This is a genomic window from Weissella sp. MSCH1, from assembly GCF_045799135.1.
Classification (GTDB): Bacteria; Bacillota; Bacilli; order Lactobacillales; family Lactobacillaceae; genus Weissella.
This window is the reverse complement of sequence record NZ_JBJMBA010000025.1, coordinates 1-12,215: the sequence shown is the minus strand read 5'-3', so window position 1 is coordinate 12,215 and position 12,215 is coordinate 1. Positions and strand designations below refer to the sequence as shown.

At 44.5% G+C, this 12,215-nt stretch carries 8 protein-coding genes; 3 read left to right on the top strand and 5 right to left on the bottom strand.

Annotated features, from left to right (window positions below; genetic code table 11):
• Positions 1-141 precede the first annotated feature (141 nt).
• Both ACJ28U_RS01345 and ACJ28U_RS01340 read right to left on the bottom strand, forming a co-directional pair.
• The gene (locus ACJ28U_RS01345) at positions 142-1,524 is read right to left on the bottom strand and encodes an MFS transporter (protein ID WP_407618157.1); all 1,383 of its coding nucleotides are present in this window, start codon (positions 1,522-1,524) and stop codon (positions 142-144) included.
• Between the two features lie 164 nt (positions 1,525-1,688).
• Entirely contained in the window at positions 1,689-2,150 is a 462-nt protein-coding gene (locus tag ACJ28U_RS01340; RefSeq protein ID WP_407618156.1) for a LysM peptidoglycan-binding domain-containing protein, read from the bottom strand.
• A 528-nt stretch (positions 2,151-2,678) separates the two neighbouring features.
• Between ACJ28U_RS01340 and ACJ28U_RS01335 the strand changes: the two genes are divergently transcribed.
• Positions 2,679-3,599 (top strand): aldo/keto reductase, encoded by a 921-nt coding sequence (locus ACJ28U_RS01335; RefSeq protein WP_407618155.1) that lies wholly within the window; start codon positions 2,679-2,681, stop codon positions 3,597-3,599.
• A 58-nt stretch (positions 3,600-3,657) separates the two neighbouring features.
• Here ACJ28U_RS01335 and xylB read toward each other — a convergent pair whose 3' ends face one another.
• The 3 genes from xylB to ACJ28U_RS01320 form a co-directional block, all read right to left on the bottom strand.
• On the bottom strand, positions 3,658-5,166 hold the full coding sequence (gene xylB / locus ACJ28U_RS01330; RefSeq protein WP_010373925.1) for a xylulokinase: 1,509 nt from the start codon (positions 5,164-5,166) through the stop codon (positions 3,658-3,660).
• A gap of 266 nt (positions 5,167-5,432) precedes the next feature.
• Complete coding sequence (gene xylA, locus ACJ28U_RS01325) at positions 5,433-6,818, bottom strand: xylose isomerase (RefSeq protein ID WP_407618168.1); 1,386 nt, start codon at positions 6,816-6,818, stop codon at positions 5,433-5,435.
• A 263-nt stretch (positions 6,819-7,081) separates the two neighbouring features.
• Positions 7,082-8,305: an ROK family protein gene (locus ACJ28U_RS01320; RefSeq protein ID WP_099087644.1), complete on the bottom strand. Its 1,224-nt coding sequence runs from the start codon at positions 8,303-8,305 to the stop codon at positions 7,082-7,084.
• A 362-nt stretch (positions 8,306-8,667) separates the two neighbouring features.
• Here ACJ28U_RS01320 and ACJ28U_RS01315 point away from each other — a divergent pair, with 362 nt between their 5' ends.
• On the top strand, positions 8,668-10,116 hold the full coding sequence (locus ACJ28U_RS01315) for an MFS transporter (RefSeq protein WP_407618154.1): 1,449 nt from the start codon (positions 8,668-8,670) through the stop codon (positions 10,114-10,116).
• Between the two features lie 251 nt (positions 10,117-10,367).
• Positions 10,368-12,056 carry a glycoside hydrolase family 43 protein gene (locus ACJ28U_RS01310; protein ID WP_407618153.1) on the top strand — a complete coding sequence of 563 codons (1,689 nt, stop codon included), beginning with the start codon at positions 10,368-10,370 and terminating at the stop codon, positions 12,054-12,056.
• Positions 12,057-12,215: the final 159 nt, after the last annotated feature.

The window sequence follows — 12,215 nt, the reverse complement described above, 5'->3', positions numbered from 1 at the left end:
ATGCGCCCTTTGTGAAATAACCTTGACCAAGCGTCAGATAATTTAAAAATTTAACGTCATTGCTAAAAAAGGCATTATTTATCACAGCAGCTACTAAAAAACAGCCCCAATGCCTGTGCATCAGGAGCTGTTTAGAACATCCTATTTACCTGTCTTAGTTTTAACGAAGCCAGCTAGCCAAACCAAACTCAAGCCAGCGATTACAGCACCTACCCAGAACATGTGACCCATGCCCGTAGCAGTTTCTTGCGCAATCACCTTGGCAGATGAGCCATCCGTCTTAATCAAGACCGCGGCAATTGCTGTACCAACAGCTCCGGCAAATTGTTGAATCGTGTTAAAGATGGCGTTCACGTCACCAGACACCTCACGTGGCACTTCTGCCACCCCAGCCGTCATGGCCGTGGTAAAGGCCAAGTTACGGCCCAATGTGAATAAGGCGTACATAACCGTCAACCCAACTGTCGTAATTGATGGTGCCATCACGGCAAACACAATCATCACAATAAAGAAGGCGATCGAACCAATCGTCAGTGGCTTCGTTGCACCAGCGCGGTCATAAAAGGCCCCATAAACTGGTGATGAAGCTGATCCCAACAATGATCCTGGCATCAAGACAAAGCCAGCCACCATTGTTGAAGCGCCCAATGTTAATTGCGCATATTGTGGAATAGCAAAGTTCACGGCTAAATTAATCGCTTGTGACATCGCATAAATCAACAACGCAAAGACCATTCCCTTGCTCTTAAATACAGACAAGTTCAACAACGTCTTCGATGAACGCAAGGCAATTCGAATAAAGGCAATCATAGCCAAAATCGCAACAACCGCTAAGACAACAATTGAAACTGTTAGCTTGCCTGCTTCAAGTTGTCCTAAAGCCAACAAAGCCGTAGTCAATGAAATACCTAATACAATGAATTGCATAAAATCAAAGCTTGCCGTTTGATTTGGCTTTTCATCAGATAAATTACGCAATCCCAAAATCATCCCGATCAACACGATTGGCAAGACGATGATGAAGATAGCCCGCCATCCCCAAGCGTATGTGACCAGACCACCATACACTGGGCCAAGGGCTGGCGCTAATGACAAAATTAGCCCACCAAAGCCCATGTACTTACCAATTTGCATTGGTGGCACACTCATCAAAATAACGTTGAACACCAGCGGCAAAGCAATACCTGTTCCAATTGCCATCACCAAACGGCCCGCTAGCAATAACCAGAAGCCTGGTGCGACAATGGAAATCACGTCACCAATCACAAACAAAGCCATCCCCCACATAAAAATCTGACGTGGGCTCATAATTGCCTTTAAGAAGGCTGAGGTTGTCATCATCAAAGCGACAACAAGCAAATAAGCTGTGGTTAACCATTGCACGGTCCCCATCGGTACGCCAAATTGCTTAATCAAATCAGGAAAAGTTACGTTCATTGACGTTTCTGTCAAAATCCCGACAAATCCCAAAATAGCGGTCGCAACAATCGACCAAATCACACGTGGTGATACTTTTTCTGTCATACTTAAAAATACTCTCCTTCAATAATAGAAACGCTTGGAATAATTGCGTCACTAGCTATTGAAGCATACTTTGCACCCTCTTCGTAAGTACTTTTTTCAAAAAGACTGTTTAAACAAAAAACACAACTGTTAGACTCGATGGAGTCGTCAGTTGTGTGTCATTATTATTGGCGTACTACCAGCGTTTGTCCCGCTTGGACACCATTCATATCAACCCCCGGATTCAAAGCCTGCAATTGCGCCAGCGTCAACCCATGTGACTTTGCAATCGCAAAAGCTGTCGTCCCCGCCTTGACTACCACTGTCGATGAAGCCGAGGCATCGGTAGCATCATCAGAGTCTGATGTTGTGCCACCAGTCGCAGCACTCACTTCACTCTCAATCGCTTCAGACGCCGTATCAACATCGGCTGCCTTTTCAGTTGTGGCTGTCTCTGGGTCAGCCTTACTCTCAGATTTTGTTGACGATGACTTTGCCGAAGTCGTTTCTGTCGTCTCAGGACTCTTAAATACATCACCTACCGCATCAACAGCAACTGGTGCAAAGAATCCAACGGCAAACAAAATAACGTATCCAACCGCAATTACAGACCAGAATTGCAAACGTGTAGGTCGTTTAGGTTCCATATCTCTATACCCTTATTCATTTTACTTACTAATAGCGTATCATTATTACACCATTTTAAAAACTAGTATACCCACGTAACTACCGTTTTTTAAACACTATGGCGTTTTTGTGAATAACTTTATTTGGTGTCATCGTCGCGTTGCGACGAGGCGCGGCAAACGGGAGTAACTCCGACAAAAATCCGTCTGGGTAAACTCCGCCGGCACGAGCACCGGCTAGCACCCAAATAATTGGGTTAAGAGTTTAGGTCCGATTGCCTTATCTAACCGGCGGTCGGCCGAACTTGTGAGTTCACCCAGACGGATTGCTCCGTTACTCCCCGTTCACCACGCCAGCAGCTGAGATATTCTTAGCCATTATCACATTGCATTTAATTTTCGCTCGTACTTCCCGAAATTTTGATTCACAAACACCAACCGGCTACATCTTTCCAACGTTATTTTTTGTAAGCGTATTCAAAATTAGTGTAGACTAGTTCATGAACACAACGTTATAACTTGAATTTCTGAAACACAAAGGAGAAACCAATGGCCTATTTAAAAAACTTCACGACTTTCAACAAGTTTGGTTTGGGTACCAACAAGGTTGGTGGCCACAATTTATTCGATAACCTTGCTGACGAAGACGGTATCGCCCTAGTTAAAGCCGCTTTGGATAGTGGCGTCACTTTGTTAGACACGGCATTTGCGTATGGCTTCGGTCGTTCAGAAGAACTTATCGGCCAAGTCATTAAAGATTATGACCGCTCACAGATAATCATCGCCACTAAAGCCGCCCACGATCCAGCGCAAAACTACGCCTTTAACAATTCACCCGAATTCTTACAAGCGTCAGTTGATAGCGCGTTGCAACGCTTAGATGTTGACTACATCGACATTTTTTACATCCACTTCCCAGACGACTCAACTGATAAGCGTCTGGCTGTCCAAGCTTTGCAAGAAATGAAAGAGGCGGGCAAAATTCGGGCCATCGGTCTTTCTAACTTTAACCTGGACCAAATTAAAGAAGCCAATCAGGACGGTTACGTCGACATCGTAGAAGACGCCTATAGCTTAGTTGACCGTACTGCTGAACAGACAACTTGGGCATATTTGCAAGAACACGGTATCGAGTTCGTTCCTTATTATCCACTTGCTTCTGGATTATTAACTGGTAAGTACACAAAGACACAAACCTTCACGAGCGATGATTGGCAATCGCGCAATCCGAACTTCCAAGGTGAACGTTATCAAGCCATTTTAGCTGGGGTTGATATCTTGGCCGAAATTGGTCAAGCTTATAACGCTAGTCCCTCACAGGTTGCGTTAGCTTGGTACCTCAAGAACCCTAACATCGCGGCCTTGATTCCGGGAGCCCGCATTGCAGCACAATTGCATGATAATTTGAAAGCGCTCGACGTTGCCTTGAGCGACGAAGACTATCAAAAAATTGACGTCGCATTTAAGTAGCCCACTAGATACAAAAGAGGTTGCAAGCCATTTGACTTGCAACCTCTTTTTCATGTCATTACTTAGCTGAACGACGGAAGTCCAACAATTCGTGTGAGATTTCAGCAGTTGCGCCGTAAACCTTCTTGTAAATGGCGTGAACTTCTTCGTAACGGGCAGCACGCTCTGGATCTGGCAAGTATTCCTTGTCAAATGAGTTCCAGGCAGTCGCCGCATCTTGCACTGTGTCGAACCAGCCCAAACCAGTAGCAGCCAAGATAGCTGCTCCCATTCCAGGACCTTGCTCATTCTTCAATGAGACAACCTTCTTGTTGAAGATGTCAGCTTGAATTTGCAACCACAATGGTGACTTAGCACCACCACCAATGGCAACAACCGTATCGAAATCAGTACCAGCTTCTTCATAGATATCAAAGATGTCCTTGAATGAGAAGATAATACCTTCCAAAACTGAGCGCACGAAGTCAGACTTCTTGTGCGTACCGTCGATACCAGTCCATGACGCACGGATATCACCGTCAGCGTATGGCGTACGCTCACCAACCAAGTATGGCGTGAACAACAAACCGTTAGCGCCAACCGTTGACTTACCAGCTGATTCAACCATTGCAGTAAAGTCTTCATCAGCAGCAAATGTCTTCTTGAACCATGACAAGGCGTAACCTGCAGCCAACGTCACACCCATTGAGTAGAACTTGCCTGGGATAGCGTGGTTGAAGAAGTGTACTTGACCCTTGTAATCAACATCTGCGTTGTCTTCGTACTTCAATACAACACCTGATGTACCAATTGATGACATCACCATGTTTGGTTGCAAGATAGCTGATCCGATAGCACCGGCGGCGTTGTCGGCAGCACCACCAAAGACCTTAGTATCAGTCGTCAAACCTGAGAAGGCAGCATACTTTGGTGAGATGTTACCAGCAAACTCTGGTCCTTCGATAATTTCTGGGAAGAAATCAGGCTTCAAACCAAAGGCTTCTTGGACTTCCTTTGACCATGTACGGTTTGCAACGTCCATCGCAACTGTACCAGCAGCGTCAGAAATTTCCATCGCCAACTTGCCAGTCATACGGTAACGCACGTAATCCTTTGGCGTTACGAATGAAGAAGCCTGTGAGAAGATTTCTGGCTCGTTTTCCTTAACCCACAAAATCTTTGGCAATGTAAATCCTTCCAAAGCCTTGTTACGCGTGATATCGATGAATTCTTGACCCATCTTCTCAGCGATTTCCTTAGTTTGTGGCGTTGTACGTGTGTCATTCCACAAAATTGCTGGACGCAACACTTGGTTGTTGTCATCCAACAAAACCAACCCGTGCATTTGACCTGAGTATGAAATACCCGTAATGTCTTCTGGCTTAATACCATCATCCAAAATCAAACGAACGATTGCGACGGTCGTACCGTTAACCCAATCTTCTGGGTTTTGCTCGCTGTATCCTGGCTTTGGTTGTGATAGTGGGTAATCATATGATTGTTGTGCAACGATGTTACCTTGACGATCAACAGCAGAGATCTTTACTGATGACGTTCCTAGGTCAACACCCAATACGACTTCGCTCATGTTTATGTCCTCTTTCTTTGTTATGTATACAACGAGGGCTGGGCTAATTTAATGGCCCAGCCCTCGTTGCCGTAGGGAATTGCCCTACTGTTATGTTCGCTATGTGAGCGTGAGATTGGCACTCACAATGCTTTTAGTTGAGATTATTTTTGAGATTTTTTGAGATTGAGAGTGTTAGTTAGATTCATTTCAAAAGGCACCTAACCAACAAACTGATTTTCATCAGCTGCAAGCCTTTTTTACATGGTTTTACTTAGTTAATAGGATTACTTGTTGAAAGTTGAACCCAAAACTGAGTAGATGTAGTTGTTCAACGTAGCCTTGATAGCTTCCAAGTGACCTGACTCAACAGTAGCGAAGATTTCTTCGTTAGTCTTGTTCAAGATGTAAGCTTCGAAGTCAGCAAACGTAGCCTTGTCGTTTTCGAAGTCAGCACCGATACCAGTATCGAATGATGCGTAACGCTCCTTGTAGATGTTCTCCAAGAAGTTGTCTTCGATCATCTTCATAGCAACACGGAATCCGGCAGCGTAAACGTCCATACCAGCCATGTGTGCGTAGAACAAGTCTTCAGCCTTGAATGAAGCACGACGAACCTTTGAGTCGAAGTTCAAACCACCAGTTGGCAATCCACCGTTCTTGATGAACTCGTACATAACCAAAGTAGCTTCGTAGATGTCGTTAGGGAATTCGTCGATATCCCAACCAGTTTGCTTGTCACCCATATTGGCGTCCAATGAACCCAACAAACCAGCTTCACGAGCAAAGCGTGCTTCGTGCTCGTAAGTGTGACCAGCCAAGTAAGCGTGGTTACCTTCCAAGTTCAACTTGAAGTCCTTCTCCAAGTCGTACGTCTTCAAGAATGCGATAGTCGTTTGCACGTCAGTATCGTATTGGTGAGCAGTTGGCTCCTTTGGCTTTGGCTCCAACAAGAATTGACCAGTGTAGCCAATTTCGTTAGCGTACAACTTAGCCAACTTGAAGAACTTAGCGATGTGGTCCAATTCGCGCTTCGTGTCAGTGTTCAACAATGACTCGTAACCTTCACGACCACCCCAGAATACGTATGATTCTGAGTTCAAGCGCTTAGCAATTTCCAATGAGTGCTTGATTTGTGCAGCAGCGTAAGCAAATACGTCAGCAAATGGTGTCGTAGCACCACCGGCCAAGAAACGCTTGTTCGTGAACAATGATGACGTGTTCCACAACAACTTCTTGCCAGTCTCTTGCATCTTTTGCTCGATCTTGTCGACAACCTTGTCCAAGTTAGCGTTCGTCTCGGCCAAAGTCTTACCTTCAGGAGCCAAGTCACGATCGTGGAATGCGAAGTACTCAACACCCAACTTGTCCATGAACTCGAACATGTAGTCAACCTTCTTCAAGGCTTGTTCCATGCTAGTTACATCATCAACACCATCAACATCCCAAGGACGCTCGGCAGTACCTTCACCAAATGGGTCAACCATGCGTTGGTCCATCGTGTGCCAGTAAGCAACTGAGAACTTCATCCAGTCCTTCATGGTCTTAGTTTCACCGTTAATCGTGAATACTTCTTCTGGGTTGTAGAAGTTGTAACCCTTTGCGTCCAAGAAGTTAACACCCTTTGCACCACCAAGGAATTCTACCTTAGGAAAGTCGAACAATTCTGACATAATGTCATCCTCCAAAATACTTTTAAAATCTGTCTTATCAATCAAAACCTGTTTCGGTTTTGGTTAGTTGATTTAGGCAACCAACTAACTTACGAGATTTATTATAGGGTACCCAAAGTAAGAATGCAACCCTTTTCATGTGATTTTCTTCTCAATTACGTCACATGGAAACAAAAAACGCCTAGAAATAAGCTTCTAGACGTCTTTTATGATAATTTTTGCATACGCTTTCATAAGTTTGATTGTGCACTTTTTACAAGCTTTTACAACCAATTAGCATCCGCTTGATCTTCCTCGGTCATCGTAAACTTCAACTCATAACCCATCATATCAAGCAAGTGGCGTGTGACAATCGCGACGCCACCCGCCAAGGTCGCTTTATTAACTGAATTCTTAGCAAAGAATAACGGTGTGTCTGATTCTGGCAGTATCTCATGATACGTTTGCAACAACAGATCCAACAACTGTGGCGTCCCTGCAATAAAACGTGAATGAACAAAGATAGCTTCCGGCGCAGCATATTGAGCTAGATTATAAACCGTCCGGCTAATTGCATGTACCCACTCTTGTAACAGTGCAATTGCATCCGAGTCGCCGCCCATATATAAGGAAAGAAAATCATCACGTGTGATTTCATCCTGTCCTTTTAGAACGCCTAGTCGACTTAACATCGCATCTTCGGCATACAAATCTTCTATATGAATCGGTGCCTCAAATTTACCAGCTGCTAAATAGTCATTGTTAATGATCACCTGACGACCAATTTCTCCTGCCTCACCATGTAAACCACGGAACAAGCGTTCATTTTGAATAATCCCGGCACCAATTCCGTTATGGATATTCACGACCGCAAAGTTGCGGTATGTCTCTTCTGAATCGTAATCGTGAAAATCGCGCAAGTAGACCGCTGCCAGGTTCGCTTCGTTTTCCAAAAATACCGGCACATCCAGTTCTTCAGTTAGTTCGGTAGCCAAATCATGTTCTAATAAATCTGTGTGGAATGGGGTATACCGTACACAATTATCTTCCACAACACCGTGAATGGCCACACCCACGCCAATCAAACCACGCTCCGTGTGCATATCACCCAGCTGCGCGACATATGATAGCATCGCCCGCTTGATATCACGGTAAGCCATCCCCGTCACAGTCATTTGGCCCCGAGCAATTGTTTCGCCCGTCATGCGCGCGACTAAATAGCGCAAATGATGCCGCCCCAAATCAAACGATACAATGTAACCAAACTGACGGTTAAATCGAATTAGCTTAGGCTTGCGGCCACCCGCTTTCGAAACGGCCCCCTCACCAAGCTCTTCAATATAACCCAAATCCTCAACATCACGATAAATAGTTGTGACCGTCGATTTGTGTAACGCAATTTGATCAGCGATTTCACTACGCGATGTTTGTTCCGCATTAAAGAGGGCTTGCAACATCAATTTACGGTTAACATCCCGCATGGCGTCTTGATCAACTTTGTTAACCATACTTTTCTCCTTTATATAGGTAAATTATTTTTCTCACTGTGCACTTCATGTGCTTCTCTAAAATTTTCAATCCTTATTATTGTACAAGAGATTGCTATAGCATGCCCATCTCATCTAAGTTAATTCACGATTATCAACCAGCCCAGTCACAATAACTTCTATTGTATCCCAAATGCGGTACAAATTACAAAGACTATGTGAACAAATTATCAAACAGTTAGTTGTCAGGCGGAACTAACCATGTTATTATAAGTGAGTAAAAGAAATGAAAACGTTTTCTATATATCGTTATTTGATACACATGATAACGTTTTAACTTCTAAAAACATCTCTCACATATATCTTTTAAGGAGTTATTCATTATGGATGCAAACGTAAAGAACGACGAGTTTGCGAAGCTTTCATTAATGGACCGTGTCGCATATGGTTTGGGTGACTTTGCCCAGAACCTTGTGTTCGGTACCGTTGGTGGTTTCTTGCTATTTTATCTCTCAACAGTTAACGGTATCTCAGCCGCAACTGGTGCCACAATCTTCTTGATTGTCCGCTTGGTTAACGTGGTTTGGGATCCATGGGTCGGCGCTACGGTTGACCGTCGCGACCCAAAGGGTGGTAAGTACCTCCCTTACATTCGTAACTTCGGTATTCCGCTAGTTATCTTGGCCGCAATGCTATTCTTGCCATTCGGTCAATGGTTCCCAGCAATTAAGTTGCCATTTGCTTTCTTGTCATACTTGGCAACAGCAATGATTTACTCATTCGTTAACATTCCATATGGTGCCTTGAACGCATCATTGACGCGTGATAACGAAGAAATTGCTAAGTTGACAACAGTTCGTATGACTTTGGCCAACGTCGCTAACTTGATGGTTTACACATTGTTCCCACTATTCGTCCAATTGGCTACGTCAGTTGGTCGCGAATCTAAGGATATCGGAATGTTCGGTATTCACTTGAACTTGGGTAACTATGCTTCACCTCAATCAGCCGGTGCCTGGTTTAAGGTCTACGCCGTTTACATGGTGATTGGTTTCATCGCTTTGATGATCACTTACTCAAAGACGAAGGAACGTGTCTTGCCAGAAAAGAACCAAGAACAAGTTAAGTACTCAGATTTGTTTGCCGAGTTCAAGCGCAACAAGCCTTTGCAAATTTTGGGATTGTTCTTCTTGGTTGGTTTCACATTTAACTTCTTTGGTTCAACTGCTTGGCCATTCTTCTTGCAATACAACATTGGTCACTCAGAATGGAACGGTTCAATCTCATTGATCGGTTCAATTCCTGGTATCTTCTTGGTTGCTTTGTGGCCTTTGATTCGTTCGAAGGTCGGCAAGAAGGGCTTCTTCTACCTATTCTTGGCAATGTTCTCAGCCGGTTCACTTATTTTGTGGATCTGGACTAAGACGCCAGACACAATCGCTTTGGGTTACGTTGGACGTTTCCTACAACAATGGGGATTGACTTCAGCCACTGGATTCATGTGGTCATTGGTTCCAGAAGTTGTCTCATACGGTGAGTACACGTCAAAGAAGCGTGTTGCTGGTATTATCAACGCTATCATGGGCTGGTTCTTCAAGCTTGGTTTAGCTTTGGGTGGTATCATTCCTGGTTACATCAACGCCGCTACTGGTTTTGATGGTTCTAAGAAGGTCCAATCAGCCACTGCTTTGATGGGTGTTCAATGGTCAATGGTTTGGTTGCCAATTATCATGGCAATCATCGCTGGTATCATCATCGCCAAGTATCCTTTGACGGATGACAAGGTCGCTGAAATGAACCACGAAATCGAAAACCGTCGTAACAACAAGTAATCATAATTAGAAAGATCGGTAGCCTGCTGCCGGTCTTTTTTTGCGCACCAAAAGTTTGTGAATTATAATTCAAATAGTTGGTTGCACTAATCAACTAACCATGTTATATTTAACGTACAGAGTTAATGGTAACGTTTTCAAAGGTCTGTTTAATCTTGAACATGCCCCACAATAACACCACTAACTATACCCGATCTCTCACAACTAATCGGGACACATACAAACTAATTTCACATAAGGAGCATCTCACAATGCAAATTCAAAACCCTGTATTGCCTGGATTCAACTCAGATCCATCAATCATCCGTGTTGAAGACACGTACTACATTGCAACGTCAACTTTCGAATGGTTCCCTGGTGTTCGCATTCACGCCTCAAAGGACATGGTTCACTGGAACTTGGTCACAAACGTTCTTGATACGGTTGAATTGTTGGACATGAAGGGTAACCCTTCATCAGGTGGTATCTGGGCCCCTGACTTGTCATACGCTGATGGTAAGTTCTGGTTGATCTACACTGACGTTAAGATCACTGACGGTGCTTTCAAGGACGTGACAAACTACTTGACGACTGCCGAGAACATCGAAGGTCCTTGGTCAGCCCCAATCCGTGTTAACGGTGTTGGTTTCGACGCCTCATTGTTCCACGATGAAGACGGTCGCAAGTACTTGGTACAACAAACTTGGGATCACCGTGAATACCACCACCCATTTGATGGTATTACATTGACTGAATTTGATACTGCTACGATGAAGTTGAAGCCAGAAACGGCTCGTACGATCTTCGAAGGAACTGACGTTAAGTTGGTTGAAGGTCCTCACTTGTACAAGATCAACGGTGAATACTACCTATTCGCTGCTGAAGGTGGAACCGTCTTCACTCACCAAGAAGTTGTTGCACGTTCAAAGAGCTTGGATGAGAAGTCATTCGTTGTTGAGCCAGATGGCCCATTCTTGACGAACTTCGACACACCATACTCATACTTGCAAAAGCAAGGTCACGGTGCTTTGGTCGACACACCAGGTGGTGAGTGGTACTACGCATCATTGACTGCTCGTCCATGGAACCACGACACGGAGTCATCAACTGACCCACGTGGCTGGTCAACTTTGGGACGTGAAACGTCAATCCAAAAGGTTGAATGGGACGAAGCTGGTTGGCCACGCGTCGTTGGTGGTCACGGTGGTCAAACATTCGTTGAAGCACCTAAGGACGCCATCTTGACGGAAGCACCTGCTGACCACTCACAACACGATGAGTTTACTGACGCTAAGTTGGACTTGAACTGGAACACTTTGCGTGTGCCATTCTCAGATGAATTCGGTTCAACTGGTGACGGTTCATTGAAGTTGATCGGTCGCGGTTCATTGGTAAACTACCACGACTTGTCATTGATTGCTCGTCGTTGGCAAGCATTCTACTTCGACGCTGAAACGAAGGTTAAGTTCGACCCATTCTCATACCAATCAATGGCTGGTTTGACGAACTACTACAACCACTCACACTGGTCATGGATTTTCATCACAAAGAACGATGATGGTCAAAGTGTCATCGAAGTGGCCGAGAACAAGGGTGGTCAACGTAACGGTACGTACACGTCATACTTGAAGGACGACGCCATCGTCATCCCTGAAGGTACTGAATACGTTTGGTTCAAGACGAAGGTTCGTAAGGAATCATACACGTACGAGTACTCATTCAACGGTACTGACTGGACTGAAGTACCAGTTGTCTTGGATGCCGCAGTCTTGTCAGATGACTACGTTGTTCAATCATACGGTGGCTTCTTCACGGGTGCTTACGTTGGTTTGGCAGCTGTCGACTACTCAGGTTACGACACAACTGCTGAATTCGACTACTTCGACTACAAGGAGCTTGGCGACAAGCAACTTGAAGACGGATCATACTCATGGGAAGCTTCAGAATCACGCTTCGGCTAATATCTAAAGACTAACTACTAAAAGAGGCTGGGACAGAACAGTTCTAGCTGAAAATGAAGAAGGAGAAGAAAATCCGACGGATTTTCTTCTCCTTCTTTCTTTTTATCCAAAAATAACGGGATTTTATCCCGCCATGATGGCCATTTTCGTCATATTCAT

What these genes read in the sequence shown, in the direction of transcription:
- ACJ28U_RS01340 (WP_407618156.1), bottom strand. Translation starts at nt 2,150, where the DNA reads ATGGAACCTAAACGACCTACACGTTTGCAATTCTGGTCTGTAATTGCG.
- xylB (WP_010373925.1), bottom strand. Translation starts at nt 5,166, where the DNA reads ATGAGCGAAGTCGTATTGGGTGTTGACCTAGGAACGTCATCAGTAAAG.
- ACJ28U_RS01310 (WP_407618153.1), top strand. Translation starts at nt 10,368, where the DNA reads ATGCAAATTCAAAACCCTGTATTGCCTGGATTCAACTCAGATCCATCA.
- ACJ28U_RS01335 (WP_407618155.1), top strand. Translation starts at nt 2,679, where the DNA reads ATGGCCTATTTAAAAAACTTCACGACTTTCAACAAGTTTGGTTTGGGT.
- ACJ28U_RS01315 (WP_407618154.1), top strand. Translation starts at nt 8,668, where the DNA reads ATGGATGCAAACGTAAAGAACGACGAGTTTGCGAAGCTTTCATTAATG.
- ACJ28U_RS01345 (WP_407618157.1), bottom strand. Translation starts at nt 1,524, where the DNA reads ATGACAGAAAAAGTATCACCACGTGTGATTTGGTCGATTGTTGCGACC.
- xylA (WP_407618168.1), bottom strand. Translation starts at nt 6,818, where the DNA reads ATGTCAGAATTGTTCGACTTTCCTAAGGTAGAATTCCTTGGTGGTGCA.
- ACJ28U_RS01320 (WP_099087644.1), bottom strand. Translation starts at nt 8,305, where the DNA reads ATGGTTAACAAAGTTGATCAAGACGCCATGCGGGATGTTAACCGTAAA.